16 protein-coding genes are annotated in these 16,514 nt (G+C 74.6%); 15 read left to right on the forward strand and 1 reads right to left on the reverse strand.

All coding sequences use genetic code 11. From position 1 onward, the window contains the following. Window positions 1-4 precede the first annotated feature (4 nt). Genes DER29_RS08040 through DER29_RS08110 form a run of 15 tightly spaced genes read left to right on the forward strand, consistent with a single transcriptional unit; the run spans window position 5 to window position 16,023 of the window. Window positions 5-1,243, forward strand: coding sequence for an acyl carrier protein (locus DER29_RS08040; RefSeq protein ID WP_121396778.1), 1,239 nt, complete (start codon window positions 5-7; stop codon window positions 1,241-1,243). Then, window positions 1,240-2,739 carry a class I adenylate-forming enzyme family protein gene (locus DER29_RS08045; protein WP_121396779.1) on the forward strand — a complete coding sequence of 500 codons (1,500 nt, stop codon included), beginning with the start codon at window positions 1,240-1,242 and terminating at the stop codon, window positions 2,737-2,739. Before DER29_RS08040 ends, DER29_RS08045 begins: the two co-directional genes overlap by 4 nt. Beyond that, on the forward strand, window positions 2,732-3,982 hold the full coding sequence (locus DER29_RS08050) for a type III PLP-dependent enzyme (RefSeq protein ID WP_121396780.1): 1,251 nt from the start codon (window positions 2,732-2,734) through the stop codon (window positions 3,980-3,982). The genes DER29_RS08045 and DER29_RS08050 overlap by 8 nt, the downstream gene beginning before the upstream one ends. Window positions 3,983-3,989: 7 nt before the next feature. Then, entirely contained in the window at window positions 3,990-4,232 is a 243-nt protein-coding gene (locus tag DER29_RS08055; RefSeq protein WP_091623462.1) for a phosphopantetheine-binding protein, read from the forward strand. Beyond that, window positions 4,229-5,386, forward strand: coding sequence for an acyl-CoA dehydrogenase family protein (locus DER29_RS08060; protein WP_121396781.1), 1,158 nt, complete (start codon window positions 4,229-4,231; stop codon window positions 5,384-5,386). Before DER29_RS08055 ends, DER29_RS08060 begins: the two co-directional genes overlap by 4 nt. Beyond that, a complete protein-coding gene (locus DER29_RS08065) occupies window positions 5,379-6,521 on the forward strand; it encodes an acyl-CoA dehydrogenase family protein (protein WP_121396782.1) in 1,143 nt (380 codons plus the stop codon). Before DER29_RS08060 ends, DER29_RS08065 begins: the two co-directional genes overlap by 8 nt. Continuing rightward, window positions 6,518-7,210 (forward strand): 4'-phosphopantetheinyl transferase superfamily protein, encoded by a 693-nt coding sequence (locus tag DER29_RS08070; protein WP_199729167.1) that lies wholly within the window; start codon window positions 6,518-6,520, stop codon window positions 7,208-7,210. The genes DER29_RS08065 and DER29_RS08070 overlap by 4 nt, the downstream gene beginning before the upstream one ends. Then, complete coding sequence (locus DER29_RS08075; RefSeq protein WP_121396783.1) at window positions 7,207-8,148, forward strand: hypothetical protein; 942 nt, start codon at window positions 7,207-7,209, stop codon at window positions 8,146-8,148. Before DER29_RS08070 ends, DER29_RS08075 begins: the two co-directional genes overlap by 4 nt. A 10-nt stretch (window positions 8,149-8,158) precedes the next feature. Then, the gene (locus tag DER29_RS08080; protein ID WP_121396784.1) at window positions 8,159-9,724 is read left to right on the forward strand and encodes an amino acid adenylation domain-containing protein; all 1,566 of its coding nucleotides are present in this window, start codon (window positions 8,159-8,161) and stop codon (window positions 9,722-9,724) included. Continuing rightward, a complete protein-coding gene (locus tag DER29_RS08085) occupies window positions 9,717-12,146 on the forward strand; it encodes a condensation domain-containing protein (protein ID WP_199729169.1) in 2,430 nt (809 codons plus the stop codon). The genes DER29_RS08080 and DER29_RS08085 overlap by 8 nt, the downstream gene beginning before the upstream one ends. Window positions 12,147-12,159: 13 nt before the next feature. Then, window positions 12,160-12,918 carry a 2OG-Fe(II) oxygenase gene (locus tag DER29_RS08090; RefSeq protein WP_121396785.1) on the forward strand — a complete coding sequence of 253 codons (759 nt, stop codon included), beginning with the start codon at window positions 12,160-12,162 and terminating at the stop codon, window positions 12,916-12,918. A gap of 5 nt (window positions 12,919-12,923) precedes the next feature. Then, window positions 12,924-14,150: an argininosuccinate synthase gene (locus DER29_RS08095; protein WP_121399086.1), complete on the forward strand. Its 1,227-nt coding sequence runs from the start codon at window positions 12,924-12,926 to the stop codon at window positions 14,148-14,150. Beyond that, entirely contained in the window at window positions 14,147-15,067 is a 921-nt protein-coding gene (locus tag DER29_RS08100) for a methionyl-tRNA formyltransferase (RefSeq protein ID WP_121396786.1), read from the forward strand. Before DER29_RS08095 ends, DER29_RS08100 begins: the two co-directional genes overlap by 4 nt. A 55-nt stretch (window positions 15,068-15,122) precedes the next feature. Continuing rightward, a complete protein-coding gene (locus DER29_RS08105; RefSeq protein WP_121396787.1) occupies window positions 15,123-15,494 on the forward strand; it encodes a VOC family protein in 372 nt (123 codons plus the stop codon). Between the two features lie 4 nt (window positions 15,495-15,498). Further along, window positions 15,499-16,023 (forward strand): flavin reductase family protein, encoded by a 525-nt coding sequence (locus tag DER29_RS08110; protein ID WP_121396788.1) that lies wholly within the window; start codon window positions 15,499-15,501, stop codon window positions 16,021-16,023. Window positions 16,024-16,075: 52 nt separating this feature from the next. Here the strand turns inward: DER29_RS08110 and DER29_RS36190 are convergent, their stop codons facing one another. Then, the gene (locus DER29_RS36190) at window positions 16,076-16,459 is read right to left on the reverse strand and encodes an asparagine synthase-related protein (protein ID WP_370040052.1); all 384 of its coding nucleotides are present in this window, start codon (window positions 16,457-16,459) and stop codon (window positions 16,076-16,078) included. Between the last annotated feature and the right edge of the window lie 55 nt (window positions 16,460-16,514).

Below are 16,514 nucleotides of genomic sequence, written 5' to 3' on the forward strand. Positions count from 1 at the left end.
TGACATGGTCGCTGTGCCTGCGGTGCCGACGCGCAGCCGGGAGTGGACGCCGGTGCTGACCGGTCTCCGCGCCGACCTGCTGGACTGCGTCCAGGTGAACCTGGCCGCGCTGGCCGACCGGGCCTACCGGCCCGGGGCGCACCTGGCGCTCGGCGCCAGCCTGCGGTTCCACGCCGCCGAGGGGCCCGCCGGGACGCCGGCGGTGACCGCGTCGGTGGACCGGCGGCTGGCCGAGGCGGCCGACCTGCTCGGCCTGCGGGTCGCCCGGCGCTGGGACGACGTGCCCGGCGCGCGGCTGCGCGAGCTGCTGGCGGAGCACTCGCCGCTCTACGTGGTCGCCGACACGTTCACCATGAGCTGGCTGCCGTACGCCGGCCACCAGCACATGGAGCACAGCTTCCTGCTGGTCGAGGCCGGCGAGCACTGCGTCGTGGTCGACGGCTACCACAACTCCACCCAGTGGGGCGACGCGCGACCGGGGACGTGGCGGATGTCGGCCGCCGACTTCGACGCGGCGGTGCCCCGGGCGACCGCGATGACCGTCGTCGCCGACGGTGCCCCGGTGCTCGACCGGGCGGCGGTCCTGCGGGACAACGCCGCCGCGTTGCGCGCCGAGGCCGACCGGATCGAGGACTACCTGACGGCGGTCCGGCGGCGGTCCGGCGAGGCGGAGGCGGCGGCCCAGCTGGTGCTCGACGTGTGGCTGCTCGGCCGCTCCCGGGCCCTGCACGCCGCCTGGCTGGCCGGCGACCCGGACACCGCCGACGCGGCGCGGGAGGCCGCCGAACGCGCCGACGCCTGGCTCGCCCTCGCCGGTCAGAGCTACGTGGCGATGCGCCGGGTCCGCCGGGGCGGCGTCTTTCCCGCCCCCGTCCTCGACCAGCTCGCCGGCCTGCTGCGCGACGACGTGGCGCTCGCCGGGCGCCTCGCCGACGCCGGGCCGGTGCCGCCGCCGCAGGACGGGCCGGCCGCCGACCCGGGCCGGATCCGCGCGGTGCTGGCCGACGAGGTACGCGCCGTGCTCGGCGTCGGCCCGGAGGTGCCGGTCGACGGGCGTCCGCTGCGGACGCTGTCGGGCTTCAACTCGTTCCGGCTGGTCGAGGTGATCGAGCGGGCGGAGACCCGGCTGGGGGTGGAGCTGGACCCGGACGACCTCACCGGGACGGCCCTGCACGACCTCGACTCGCTGGGCGCCGTGTTCGGGCGGGCCCGGCCGGCGACGCAGGGGGTGTCGGGCCGGTGAGCGGGCTGCTGCACGACCTGCTGGACCGCACCGCGACCGCCCGGCCGGACGCACCCGCGATCGCGCACGGCGACCTGGTCCAGAGCTACGGCGAGCTGGACGCCGCCAGTCGGCGGCTCGCCGGCTGGCTGGCCGGGCGGGGTGTCCGCCGGGGCGAGCGGGTGGTCGTCTGCCTGCCCACCGACCCGCTGCTGCCCGCCCTGCTGTACGCCTGCTCCCGCGCGGGCGCCGTGTTCAGCGTGGTCAACGACCAGTCCCCCGCGATCGCCCTGGCGCACGTGCTGACCGACGCGGAGCCCGCACTGCTCGTCACCGACAGCCCCCGGGCGCTGGCCGTGGCCGCCGAACACGGGGTGCCGACGGTCGGCTCGGCGGACCTGCGCGACATCGTGCGGGACGGCCCCGACGCCGAGCCGGCGGCGGCCCCGCTGGCCGTCGACCCGGTCTGCCTCATCTACACCTCCGGCAGCACCGGCATGCCGAAGGCGGTGGTGTCCACCCACGCGCAGGTGGTCTTCGCCGTCGGCGCCATCGCCTCCCAGCTCGCCTACCGGGCCGACGACGTCGTGTGGTGCGCCCTGCCGCTCTCCTTCGACTACGGCATGTACCAGATCTTCCTCAGCACGCTGGCCGGCGCCCGGCTGCACCTGGCCTCCCCCGCCGACACCGGCCCGACGCTGCCCCGGCACCTGGTGAACAGCGGCGCGACCGTGCTGCCCGCGGTGCCCGCGCTCGCCCGCGGCCTGGCCCGGATGCTGTCCCGCCCGGGCACGGCCACGCCCGCGCTGCGCCTGCTCACCAACACCGGCGCGGCGATGCCGCCCGAGGTCCTGCGCGACCTGCGCGCCCGGATCCCCACCCTGCGCGTACAGCTGATGTTCGGGCTCACCGAGTGCAAGCGGGCCGCGATCATGCCGGTCGACGAGGACCTGCGCCGGCCCGGCGCCTCCGGGCGGGCCCTGCCGGGCACCGAGATCCTGATCGTGGACGCGGACGGCGCGCCGGTGCCACCCGGCACCGTCGGCGAGATCGTGGTCCGGGGCCCGCACGTGATGGCCGGCTACTGGCGTCGCCCGGAGCTGACCGCGCAGCGCTTCCCCCGCGTCGAGGGGCTCTTCCCCCAGCTGCGCACGGGCGACCACGGCTGGCTCGACGCCGACGGCTACCTCTACTTCGTCGGCCGGCGCGACGACATCTACAAGGAGCGCGGCATCCGCGTCAGCGTCACCGAGGTCGAGGCGGCGGCGTACCGGATACCGCAGGTGCAGGCCGCCGCCGTGCTGCCGCCCCGCGCCGAGGACGGCGGCGACTCGGCCACCCTGTTCGCGGTGAGCGAGCTGACCGCGCCGGAGGTGCTCGCCGCGCTGCGCACCGAACTCGACGAGATCAAGACGCCCCGCACCTGCCTGGTCGTGCCGGAGATCCCGCTGACCCGCAACGGCAAGGTCGACCGGGCGGAGCTGTACCGGATGTGGACGGAGCGCGCCCGTGTCTGAGCTCACGGGACTCTTCGACCGGCCGGACGCGCCGCAGACCCCGGCGTACCTCTACGACCTGGACGAGCTGGCCCGCTCGTACGCCGCGCTGCGCGCCGCCCTGCCCGGGCCCGCCGAGCTGTTCTACTCGCTCAAGGCCAACCCGCACCCGACGGTGGTCGCCGACCTGACCGCCGCCGGGTGCCGGGCCGAGGTCTGCTCCCCCGGCGAGCTGCGCGTCGCGCTGGCGGCCGGCTGCGATCCGGCCGAGATCCTCTACACGGGCCCGGGTAAGCGGGACGTCGACCTGGTCGACGCCGTCCGGGCCGGCGTCGGGCTCTTCTCCGTCGACTCGCCGTACGGGCTGGACCAGCTCGACCGGGTGGCCCGCGAGCACGGCGTCGAGGTACGCGCGCTGGTGCGGATCAACGACGACACCCCGGCCCCCGGGCAGGGGCTCACCATGACCGGCGTCGCCTCGCAGTTCGGCGCGGACGTGCGCTGGGTGCTGGACCGGCCCGACCTGTTCGGGCCGCGCGGCCACGTGCGTCCGATCGGGTTCCACCTCTACATGGGCAGCAACGTCGACGGCGAGGACGCCCTGCTCGCCCAGTTCACCCAGTCCGTCGACACCGTACGGCGGCTGGCGGCGGCGACCGGGGTGCAGCCGGAGCTGATCGACCTGGGCGGCGGCTTCGGGGCGCCCTTCGCGCGGGCCGGCGACCGGCCGGAGCTGCCGAAGCTGGCGGACCGGCTGACAGCGCTGCTCGGCGACGCCTTCCCGGGCTGGCCGGAGCGCGGGCCGGGCGTCGCCTTCGAGTCCGGCCGGTACCTGGTCGGCACCTGCGGCACGCTGGTCACCCGGGTCCTGGACGTGAAGCGGTCGCAGGGCGCCACCGTGGTGGTGCTGGAGTCGGGCATCCACCACCTCGGCGGGATGTCCGGGCTGCGCCGGCTGCCGCCGATCGTGCCGGACCTGGTCACCGTGGACGCGGCGGCCGGCGCGCCGGTGCCCGGGACCATCGTCACCGGGCCGCTGTGCACGCCGCTGGACACGTGGGCCCGCGCCGCCGCCCTCCCGCCACTGGTCCCGGGCCAGCTGGTCGCCGTGCCCAACGTGGGCGCGTACGGCCTCTACGCCAGCCTGGTGGCCTTCCTCGCGCATCCCATGCCGGTCGAGGTCACCGTCGCCGGAGGCCGGATCACCGGCGTGACCCGGCTGGAGCTCACCCGGCACACCGTCATCGGCAGCGACAGGGGTTGATCTGACAATGGACGCCGCTTTTCCGGACCTGCTCAAGCCGTTCCTCAAGTACGCGGGGACGCAGCCCATCACCGCCGAGGCCTCGCTCAACGAACTGGGCCTGGACTCGATGCGCGCGATCGAGCTGCTGTTCACCATCGAGGACACCTACGGCGTGTCCATGCCCGACGAGCTGCTGACCGACAGCACCTTCGCCACCGCGGGCAGCCTGTGGAGCACCATCGAGTCGCTGCGGGGACGGGCGGCGTGAGCACCGCGACCCGCCACGAGGGGGCGCTGGAGGAGGTGCTGGCCGCCGCCGCCGCGCACGCGGAGCACGCCGACGAGACGGCGGAGTTCCCCACGGCGGCGCTGGACGCGATGCGGGCGACCGGCCTGCTCGGCCTGCTCGTGCCGGCGGAGCACGGCGGCGGTGGCGGCGGGCTCGGCGACCTCGTCGACGTGACGCTGCGGCTGGCCCGGGTGGACATGTCCGTCGCGTTGATCTTCGCGATGCACTGCCAGCAGGTCGTGGCGGTGGTCCGGCACGCCGACGGCCCGCTCGCCGAGCGGCTCCTGCCGGCCCTCGGCAAGGGGGACGTGTACCTCGCCTCGGTCACCACCGAGCGCGGCAAGGGCGGGCACCTGCTCAGCTCGGAGTCGACGGTCCGGCAGGACGCCGGGACCCTGACGATCGACCGGGACGCCCCCATCGTGACCGGCGGCCAGCACGCCGACGCGTACCTGATCACCACGCTGGCGCCGGACGCCACCTCGCCGAGCCAGGTCTCCCTGGTGTACGCCCGCCGCGACCAGCTCACGCTGGAGGTGCGCGGCGGTTGGCAGCCGCTCGGCATGCGGGCCACCCAGAGCGTGCCGATGCGACTGACCGGGCGGGTGCCGGCCGACCAGGTGATCGGCGCACCCGGGAAGTTCCGCGAGATCGTCGCCCCCACCTTCGGCCCGCTGGCGCACATCGGCTGGTCGGCGGCGTGGCTCGGCGCGGCCACCGGCGCGCTGTCGAGGATCCTGCACCACATCCGCGACGCCGGCCGGGGCCAGTTCGATCCGTCGTCGGAGCTGCTGCTGACCCGGCTGGCCCGGGTCCGGGGCCGGCTCGACCTGGTCAACGCCCTGCTGCGGCACACCGTCGCCGCCGTGGAGAGCACCCCCGACGTGGCCGACCCGTCGACCCAGCTACTGGTCAACTCCCTGAAGGTGCACGCCGCCGAGCAGTGCTTCGCCGCCGCCGACGAGATGGTGGAGCTGGTCGGTCTCCGGCACGGCTATCTCAGGTCGTCGCCGCTGTACCTGGAGCGGGTCTTCCGGGACCTCCGCTCGGCCTCGCTGAACTACGCCAACGACCGGCTGCTGCTGGTCAACGGGGCGCTGACGCTGCGCGACCGGCAGGTGCACCTTGCCTGAGCTGCGGACGGCACCGGCGACGGCCCGCACCGGGCCCGGCCCGGCGGCACCCGACCCCGGCGGCGACGTGGCCGCGCGTACCGGGGCGGCGCTGCGCGGGCTGACGACGCGCGGGGACGCCCGCGCGGTGTGGCGGGCGCTCGGCGAGCACGGCCTGCTGCGCGACCTCGGGCCGGCCGACCTGCCGGGGCTGCTCGGCACCCTCGACGCGCACTGCCCGGTCGGGGTGGTGCTGTCGGTCTGCGTCCAGGTCGCCAGCGCGCTGCCCGTCCTGCGCGAACAGGTCGACGCGGTGCCGGAGGACGGGCCGGTCCGGGCCGCGTACCTCGACGCGGTCGCCGGTCGCGCGACGCTCGCACTGGCCGCGACGGACCGCGACGGCGCCGGCTCCGACCTGATGGAGCTCGGCACGACGGTACGCCTCGACGACCGGTCGCTGGTGCTCGACGGCGGGAAGCGGTGGATCACCAACGCCCGCACCGCCGGGCACGCGCTCGTGCTGGCCCGGCACCGCCCGCAGCGGCACTTCACCAGCTTCGTGTGGGTGCTGGTGCCCACGGACGCCCCCGGCGTCCGGGTGTCCGCGACCCGGGGCACCCCACTCTCCGGCGCCGGCCTGGGCGACCTGCACTTCGACCAGGTGTGCCTGGACCGGTCGTACCTGGTCGGCCGGCCCGGCCGGGGAATGGTCAGCTTCGCCCGGCACATCGCCACGGAACGCTTCGCGGGCGGCGTGTGGGCCGCCGCGATGTGCCGGCGGGTGCTCGCCGACACCCACCGCCGGCTGGTCGACCGTCCCCTCGGCGGCGGCCGGGCCTGGGACAACGCGGCGATCCGGGAGCGGTTCGCCCGGTGCGTGGTGGAGGCCTGGCGGATCCAGGCGGCCTGCGACGCCCACCGGGTGAGCACCGAGCCCCTAGTGACCAGCATGCTGCTGAAGGTCTCGGTGGCGCAGGGCCTGGACGTGGTGCTCGGCGAGTGCGCCGCCCTGCTCGGCGCGGAGGCGTACGCCGAGGGCGGGCTGGCGCAGCTGCGGGCCGCGGCCGGCATGTTCGCCACGGCCGGCGGCGCCACCGGCGCGATGCTCGCCGGGATCGCCGAGCACGTGCCCGACCTGCTCGGGAGCCGACCGTGACGGCCCGGCAGCGGGCGGCGCTGGCCCGCCGGGCGCGGCCGCGCCGGGACCCGACGGGCCGCCACCGTGGCATCGTCCGGCTGCGGCTGGGCGCCCGGGTGCGGGTGGCCGTGGCCGATCAGCGGCTGCTCGCCCACCTTCCGCCGGCCCCGGCGGACCTGGCGACCGTCGGTGACCTTCCCGCCGGGCCGCGCGCCGAACGGCTGGCCGCGCGGGCGCTGCTGCGCCTGCTGCTCGGCGCCGAGCTGGGCCGGGCGGCCGGCGCCACGCCGATCGCCGCCCACGACGGCGGCCAGCCCCACCTGCCCGAGTGGCCAGGGGTCACGGTCAGCCTCTCCCACGACGCCGGGACGGTGGCCGCCGCGCTCGGGCGGGGCGTACCGGTCGGCGTCGACGTCCAGGTGCCCGTGCCCGCGCCGCCGGCGCTGCTGCGCCGCTGCTGCGCCCCGACTGTCCGCGCCGCCCTGGACCGGCTGCCCGGGCCGGCCCGGGTGCGCGAGTTCGCCTGGATCTGGACGGTGCAGGAGGCGTGCGTGAAGGCGACCGGCGCGGGCCTCGGCGGCCGGCCCTGGGCCATTCCAGTGCCGTCGGGACGGCGGACGGGCCGGTGGGCCGACCTGCGGTGGGTGAGCCTGCGCGGGCACAGCCGCGTCCCGGCGAGCGTGGCGCACGGGGTGGGTACGCGATGACCGCCCCGGACCCCCGCTTCGCCGGGCTGAGCTGCTACACCGCCAACCTGGCCGGCTACCAGGCCGGCGAGTTCGCCGACACCCCGGACCGGTTCGCCGACTCGGTACGCGTCGCGGTGCGCACGGACCTGCCGGAGCGGCAGCTCGCCTTCTCCCACCACCGGGTGCCGCTCGACCGGCTGCCGGACGGCACCCGGCTGGCGTGGGCCACCGCCCCCGTCGACGGCGTCGTCGACTCCGTCGACGCGGAACTGCGCCGCCACGGCCGGGTGCTGGTGGTCACCGACAACGCGGCGCTGCCCTGGTCCCCCTCGACCGACGGCACCGCGCACGCGCCGCACTGGCTGCTGGTCGACGACCGGCGCGGCGACGACTGGCACGTGGTCGACGGGTTCAGCGGGCTGCTGCCCACCGGCGAGCAGGAGCCGTACGCCGGCTGGCTCGGCACCGCCGGGCTGCTCGCCGCGATGACCCCGCCGCCGGCGTGGCGCCCGGAACAGGACCGGCGCAACGCGCTGGCCTTCGGCTTCTGGGCGCCCCCGCCGGCCGGCGGGCACCCGCACTGGCTGATCCGTACGGGCAGCGCCGGGGGCGAGCCGGAGCTGCCCGGCGACTGGCTGCTCGACGAGGACGCGGCCCTGGAGTTCCTGTGCGACCACGTGGTCGCGCACCCGCAGGCCGCCGCGTCGCACCTGGACGACCTGTGGGCCGTCGCGCAGCACCGGACGTTCCGGTACCGCCACCTCGGCGACGACGAGGCGGTGCGGGCCTGGGCGGACCTACCCCGGGCCCTGCGCTTCGCGGTGGAGTCGGCCCGCCGGGGGCGCCCCCGGTCCGCGCTGGTGCGGACCACCTTCGAGCACCTGCGGCACCTGGAACGAGACCGGTCGACCACCCCAGCGCCGGCGGCGGAACGCCCGCACCGGCAGACCTTGTGAAGGATGTGCGATGCAGACCCGTACCCTCTACGACTGGTTCCGTACGTCAGCCCGGCTGCACCCGGACAACGTGGCGATCGAGGTCGCCTCGGACGCACTGACCTACGCCGAGTTGCGGGCCGCGGCCGAGCGGTTGTCGGCCGCCATGCAGCGCGCGCCGGGACGGCCACCCCGACGGGTCGGGTTGCTCACCTCCCGCAGCCTCGTCGGCTACGTCGCCTACCTGGCCGCCCTGCGGCTGGGTGCGACGGTGGTGCCGCTCAACCCCGCCAACCCGGCGGCCCGGAACCTCGCCATCTCCGACGAGGCGGGGCTCGACCTCGTCATGGTCGACGACACCTCCGGCGACGGGCTGGGCGAGTTCCGCGCGCAGACCACCGTCACGATCCTCGACCTGACCGGGGAGGGCTGGCGCCGGTTCCTCGCCCCGGGCGACGCGGCGGAGGTCCCGCCGGAGGTGGAGCGGGGCCGCGACGACTTCGCGTACATCATCTTCACCAGCGGCACCACCGGGAAGCCCAAGGGCGTGCCGGCGACCCACGGCAACGTCGACTCCTTCCTGACCGAGGTGATCAAGAGGTACCGGTTCCGGCCCGAGTCGCGGGTCTCGCAGACCTTCGAAATGTGCTTCGACGGCTCGATCCTGGCCATGTTCGGCGCGTGGGGCACCGGGGCCACCCTGTGCGTGGCGCAGCGCGGCGACGTGCTGACGCCGGTGCGCTTCATCAACACGAAGCGGCTCACGCACTGGCTGTCCGTACCGTCGCTGATCTCGTTCGCCAAGCGGTTGCGGGCGCTGGCGCCGGAGAGCATGCCGACGCTGCGGCTGAGTTCCTTCGGCGGGGAGCCGTTGACCATCGAGCAGGTGAACGACTGGACGGCCGCCGCGCCGAACACCGCCGTGATCAACTGTTACGGCCCGACCGAGACCACGGTCATCGTCACCGCGTACGAGGTGCCCGCCGACCCGGCCGCCCGGATCGAGTCGTCGAACCGGTCGGTGCCGATCGGGGACATCTACCCGCACCTCGACTACGTGCTGCTCGACGAGGACCTGCGCCCGTGCGACGACGGCGAGCTGTGCGTCCGGGGTGAGCAGCGCTTCCCCGGCTACCTGGACCCGACGGAGAACGCGGGCCGGTTCGTCTCCTTCGACGGCGACCGGGGCCGGCTCTACGACGGCACCGGGCCGTTGACCGCCGAGCACTGGTACCGCACCGGCGACCGGGTCCGCCGGGAGTTCGGCGAGCTGGTGCACCAGGGCCGGATCGACCACCAGGTGAAGGTGCGCGGCAACCGCGTCGAGCTGGCCGAGATCGAGGCCGCGCTGCGCGCCCACGCGGACGTGGTGGAGGCCGTGGTGCTCACCGTGGCCGGCGACGACGGGGAGCTGGACCTGCACGCCGTCTACACCGGAGCGTCGCTGGCCGACGACGATCTCACCCGGCTGGTGGGACACCTGCCCCCGTACATGCGGCCACGGGCGTTCCACCACCGGGCGGAGATCCCGCTGACCGAGGTGGACAAGGTCGACCGCAAGCGGTTGACCTCCGAGCTGCTCGCCACCCGTGGCTGAGCAGGGCGCCGGGGCCGCCCCGGGCCCGGTCCCGGCCACCGCGATGCAGGAGGCCCTGTGGTGGGTGCACCAGCGGGCCCGCAACCGGTCCGTCTACCACCTCACCTGGCGGCTCTCCGTCGACCAGCCGCTCGACGAGGCGGCGCTGGCCGTCGCGTGGCAGGCGATGGTCGACCGGCACGAGGCGTTGCGGACCTCGGTCGTACGGCAGGCGGACGCCGTCACGCTGGTGGTGGTGCCCCGGATCGTCGTGGGCCTGCACCGGGTGGAGGTGGACGACCCGGGACCGGCCGACCCGGGCACCCTGCTACGGCTCGTCGCCGAGGAGGTGCACGCCGGGCCGATGGAACCGGAGGCGGCACCGCTGGCCCGGATCACCCTGGTCCGGGTCGGTGACCGGCACGAGGTGCTGCTGACCGTGCACCACGTGGTGCTGGACGGCTGGGCGGTCCAGCTGCTCGTCGGCGAGCTGTCCGAGGCGTATGCGGCCGCGCGGGAGGGACGTGCCGTGAGCTTCCCGGCCGACCCGGTGCCGTTCAGCACGTACGCGCGGGAGCAGGCCGCGGCCCGCGCGGACGGCCGGTGGGACAAGAGCCTGGCGTACTGGCGCGACGCGCTCGCCGGCGCCGTCTCCGCCTCGTTGGAGCCCGACCTGCCGGGCGAGGTGGCCAGCGGCGCGCCCGGTGCGATCCTGCGCTACGGCTTCAGCGCCGAGGCGGGCGCCGGGATCGCCGCCCTGGCGAAGGCCACCTTCGCCACCCCGTTCGCGGTCGTCCTCGCCGCGGCACAGATCGTGCTCGCCCGGGCCGGTGCCGGGCCGGACGTGGCGGTGGGCGTGGTGACCGCGAACCGGATGACCGCCCGCGACCAGGCGCTGCTCGGGTACACCGCCAACCTCTGCGTGGCCCGCGCCACGGTCGCCGAGGCGGACACCGTCGCCGGGGTGGTGGGCGCCGCGCGGGACGGGATGTGGCAAATGCTGACCCACCAGGCGGTGCCGTACCCGGTGGTGTTCGGGGCGCTGCCCGAACGGACCCGGACCGCGCTGGGCGATCCCGCGCCGCTGCTGCTGAGCTACCTCGGCCCGATCGGCACCGACCTGCGGCTCGGCCCGGTGCCGGCGACGCTGCTGCCCAGCCCGAACCGGGCCGCCCGGGCCGACCTGGCGATGTCCGTCTGGGAGGCCGACGGCGGCTACCTCGCCGAGATCGAGTACCACGCCGGGCGCTACCGGGAGAGCAGCGTGCTGGCCCTGCTGCACGACCTGGACGCGGTGCTGGCCGACGGCGGCGCCGAGCCGCAGCGTACGGTCGGCTCGTTCGACGTCGCCACCCGCGCCCGGGCCGGCCGCGCGGCCCCGGCCGCCGTGGACCGTGACCGGGCGACCGGCCCGCTGCCCGAGTCGGCGGAATGGCGGCACGTCGTCGCCGCCTGGACCGACGTGCTCGGCGGCCCGCCGGCCGGCGCGGACGTCGACTTCTTCGCCGCCGGCGGCAACTCGCTGAGCGCCCTCCGCCTCGTGGACGCGCTGACGGCCGACGGGCGACCGGCGGTGGACGTCGTACGGTGGCTGGGCGAGCCGACCCCCCGCCGGTTGGCCGACCTGCTGGGCAACGGGTCACAGCCGGTGGCGGCGGAGTCGACGCTTGTGGAGTTGCGGGTCGGCCCGGGGCCGCACCTGCACCTCGTGCACGGCGCCGGGGGCAGCCCGCAGGACTACCAGGACCTGCTGGCGGAGCTGCCGGAGCACTGGCGGGTGACCGCCTCCCGCGACAGCGCGGAGCTGCCGACGGTGGCGGCGCTGGCCCACCGGTACCGGGCCGACCTGGACGCGGCGGGGCTGGTCCCGGACCTGCTCGGCGGCTGGTCCTTCGGCGGCCAGGTCGCCTACCAGATGGCCGCCGACCAGGTCGGGCGGCGCTCGGCGCTGGTGCTGCTGGACTCCGCCCCGCCGGTCGGGTACGAGCTGCCGGCCGACGAGGTCCGGCACCGCTTCGACACCTTCACCGAGAACATCCACCGGGCCCTCGACCTGGAGCCGGACGCCCCGAGGCCCCGGGTGACGGGTGGCCCGGAGCCGGCCGGCTTCGACGAACGGCTGGCCCTCGGCACGCTCGCGGCCTGCCTGGCCGCCCTCGGGCAGCCCGTGCCGACGGCGCTGCTGACGCACCGGTGGCGCAGCTACGAGCGCCACGTCCGGGCCAGCGCCGAGTACGTCCACGAGGGCCCCGTCGACACGCCCGCGCTGGTGATCGGCGCGGACCTGCTCGACGCGCAGCTCGCCCAGTGGGCGGCGCGGGTCGGGGCGGCCCGGTCCCAGCGGCTCGGCACCGACCACTTCGGAGTGTTGCATTCCGCCGCCGTGACGCAGGTGGCGGCGGCCGTCATCGATTTCGCACGCGTCGCGGCGGCGCGAGGTTAACCAAGGAGGATCCGTGTTCGACTCGAGAGTCTTGTACCAGGAACTGCGGGAGCACGTGGAGCGCGACGTGGCGCCGGACGACATCGCCACGGCCCGCCGCGACTTCTCCTACCTGGGGCACGCGAAGGTCTCCTTCGTCGCCCCCGACACCGTCAAGAAGGCCGTCGCCGACGAGGTCAACGAGCTGATCGACAAGGCCGGTACGCGCCGGGACCTGCGGTTCGCCGAGACCGACTACACGCCGCGCCGGATGCGCAACGTGACCCGGGCCGAGATCGCCGAACTGGGCACCGTGATCAACGCGATCTACACCGCGGAGCCGATCCTGCGGGTGTTGTCGGAGGTGGCCGGCGAGCCGGTGCACCCGTGCCCGTACGAGCCGGAGCAGTTCGTCATCACCTGCCTGGAGAAGGACGGCGACACCCACGGCTGGCACTGGGACGACTTCACCTTCGCGCTGGTGTGGGTGGTCGAGTGCCCGCCGGTGGAGCACGGCGGCTTCGTCCAGTGCGTGCCCGGCACCACCTGGAACAAGGAACGTCCGGAGATCAACCGGGCGCTGGTCAGCCGCCCGATCTACTCGATGGAACTGTTCCCCGGCGACCTGTACCTGATGCGGACCAACACCACGCTGCACCGGGTCGCCCCGGTCCGCCAGGGCCGCCGCAAGATCATCAACATGGGGTACGCCTCGGCGTCCGACCTGACCCGCGACTTCACCCACGAAACCATGGACCAGCTGTGGGCGACCGTGCCCGCCGGAGAGGTGTGACCATCATGTCGACTCGGAACAACATCGCCCCCCAGCACATCGTGCTCGCCTTCTCCGGCGGACTCGACACGTCGGTGGCCCTGGTCTGGCTCAAGGAGCGCTACCGCTGCCGGCTGACCGCGTTCATCGCCGACCTGGGGCAGGGCGAGGAGCTGGACACCGCCGCCCGCAAGGCCGAGAAGCTCGGTGCCGACGAGGTGCGGGTGGTCGACCTGCGCGAGGAGTTCGCCCGCGACTACGCCTTCCCCATGTACCGGGCCAACGCCCTCTACGAGGGGCAGTACCTGATGGGGTCCTCCATCGGCCGGCCGCTGATCGCCGCTGCGCAGGTGCGGGTGGCCGAGGAGGTCGGCGCCGACGCCGTGGCGCACGGGGCCACCGGCAAGGGCAACGACCAGATCCGCTTCGAGATGACCTTCGCCGCGCTGCGCCCCGACCTCACGGTGATCAGCCCGTGGCGGGAGTGGGACCTGGCCTCCCGCAGCGACCTGCTCGCCTACGCCGGCAGGCACGGCATCGAGCTGGACCTGAGCAGCGGCGAACGGCCGTACTCCATCGACAGCAACCTGCTGCACACCTCGTACGAGGGCGAGGCGCTGGAGGACCCGGCGCAGCCGGCGCCGGAGGGCCTGCTGTTCCGGGTGCGCGACCTCGCCGACACCCCCGACGAGCCCGAGACCGTCGAGATCCACTTCCAGGGCGGCAACCCGGTCGGTGTCAACGGGACTCCGCTGTCGGCCAGCGCCGTGCTGGAGACGCTCGACGAGATCGGCCGCCGGCACGGCATCGGCCGGCTGGACATCGTGGAGAACCGGATCTTCGGCATGAAGACCCGCAACATCTACGAGGCGCCGTCGGGCAGCCTGCTCTGGCACGCCCACCGGGCGGTGGAGTCGCTGGTGCTCGACCCCGAGGTGGCACAGCTCAAGGAGGAGCTGATGCCGAAGTACACGGCCCTGGTCTACCGGGGCCTGTGGTTCGCCCCCGAGCGGCTGATGTTGCAGACCGCCATCGACTTCAGCCAGCAGGACGTCACCGGCGACGCGATCCTGCGGGTGCACCGGGGCACCGTCCAGGTGATCGGCCGCCGCTCCCCGCACAGTCGCTACGACACCGCGTTCGCCACCTTCGAGGCCGACGACGTGTTCGACCAGCGGGACTCCTCCGGCTGGCTGCGGGTCAACACCGTCCGCTTCCGGGCCGGACGCACCGACGGGGCGGCGACGCGGTGAGGATCGTCTTCTTCGGGTACGGCGAGCTCGGCGCGACCGTGCTGCGGGGCATCGCGCCGCACCACGAGGTGCTGCTGGTGCTCACTCACCGGGCCGAGTTCAGCGGGCTCGGCGAGCCGGACGTGGAGCTGGCCGCGGCGGAACTGGGGCTGCCGGTGCGCTACTCGGCCACCGCCCGCGAGCCCGACCTGCACGAGCAGCTGCGCGAGCTCGCGCCGGAGCTCATCGTCTCCACCAACTGGCGGACCCGGGTGCCGGTGGAGGTGCTGCGGATCCCGGAACGCGGCGCGGTCAACACGCACGACGCGCTGCTGCCCGCGTACGCCGGGTTCGGCGCCGTCAACTGGGCGATCCGCAACGGCGAGGAGGAGACCGGCCTCACCGTGCACTACATGGCGGAGGAACTGGACACCGGCCCGGTCATCACCCAGGCCCGCGTGAAGATCGGCCCGCACGACACCGCCGGGCAGATCCTGGAACGGCTCCTCGCGGAGTACGTGCCGGTCACGCTGGAGGCGTTGGACCGGGTCGCCGAGGGGCACCGGGGCGAGCCGCAGCCGCTTGAGGGGGCGTCGTTCTACCACCGGATCGGGGTCGAGGACACCCGCATCGACTGGCGGGACAGCGCCACCACGATCTGCAACCTGGTGCGCGGCCAGTCGGACCCGTTCGTCAACGCGTGGACGACGCACCGCGGGTTCCGGCTGTGGGTCAAGGCCGCCACCCGGCCGACCCGGGCGCACGGCGGCACGCCCGGCCGCATCGTCAAGGCCGACTACGGCGGCGTGGTCGTCGCCAGCGGCGGGCCGGGCGACGGCGACGACCGCGGGGTGGTGCTGCTCCAGGTCTCCACCGAGACCGGGCCACCCGTGCGCGCCATCGACTACTTCACCACCTTCGGCGAGTACCTTCACTGACGCGGTGGCCGGGGGCGCCGGTCATCGCGCACACGACGATGACGGGAGAGGTCGGATGATCGGTCGACTGCACTCGGTGGTGCTGGACTGTCCGGACGCCGAGAAGCTGGCGGAGTTCTACGTCGAGCTGACCGGCCTGGAGTGGGCCGACAGCGACGGGTACTGGGTGACGTTGAAGGGCGCGGACGGGCACCCCCGCCTCTGCTTCCAGAGCGTCGCCGACTACCAGCCGCCGCAGTGGCCGGATCCGACCTTCCCGCAGCAGGCCCACCTCGACGTGGAGGTGGACGACATCCAGGAGGCCGAGCAGGCGGTGCTCCGGCTGGGCGCCACCCTGCTGCGCGGCGGCGGGGGCCGCAACCAAGGCTTCCGGGTCTACGCCGACCCGGTGGGACACCCGTTCTGCCTGGTCTGGGGTCAGGACTGACGCCATGACCAACCAGGACCGGGCAGTGGAGTTCCGCCGTACCGCCGGGGCGTTCGCCACCGGCGTCGGCATCGTCAGCAGCGTGTACGACGACATCCCGCTGGCGATGACGGTCAACTCGTTCACCACCGTCTCGCTGCACCCCACCCTGGTCCTGACCTGCCTGAAGCACCGGAGTCGACTGCTCGCCCAGATCCGCGACTCCGGCATCTTCGCGGTCACCGTGCTGGCGGCGGACCAACGAGACGTCGCCCGTTGGTTCGCCGACGCCCGGCGGCCCTCCGGCGCGGCCGCGTTCGCCGGCGTCCGGGTGCACCGGGCGCCGGCCACCGGCTGCCTCGTGTTCAGCGAGGGACTGGCCTATTTCGACTGCCGGGTACGCGACCTCTCCGACCAGGGCGACCACTCGGTGGTCATCGGGGAGGCGGTGTCCTACGGCACGCTGAACCCGGCGAAGGCGCCGCTGCTCTATCTCCACGGGTCGTACCGGTCGATCGCGGCGGCGCCTTCGGCGGCGTCCGCCGCGTAGGGGCGGGAGGCGGGTGCCCGCCCCCACCCGGTGGCGTCCGCCGGTCACGTCGTCACTGGCAGACCCCGATGTCGTACGCGCGCATCCAGGTGTCGGTCTCCAGCAGCGGCAGCACCAGGTGGGCCGCGTTGACGTGTGTCACCGTCCGGTTGTCCGATTCGATCAGTGCGCGGACGCGGTCGGGATCGAACAGGTCGTGCAGCGGCGAGGTCTCGTCGACGACGAGTCTGTCGACCGCGCTGAGCACCACGGCGTCGTACCCGGGGTCGCGCATCACCGGGTAGCCACTCTTCCTGCGCCGCAGGATCCCTCGGGCACCAGGTCGGCAACGGCCGCAGTTCCGGTTCAGCGGACACCTCGCCTCGCGCCGGTGACCGGCCACCGGCGCCCCACGCGGGCCGCGATTCGGGTACGACGACGGAGTGCAGGGGCGCATGGCAACCAGACAAACGAGCCCTCCCTTTCGAGGCGAGCACGGTCGCGCCTTCGTC

This window comes from Micromonospora sp. M71_S20 (assembly GCF_003664255.1).
GTDB lineage: Bacteria > Actinomycetota > Actinomycetes > Mycobacteriales > Micromonosporaceae > Micromonospora.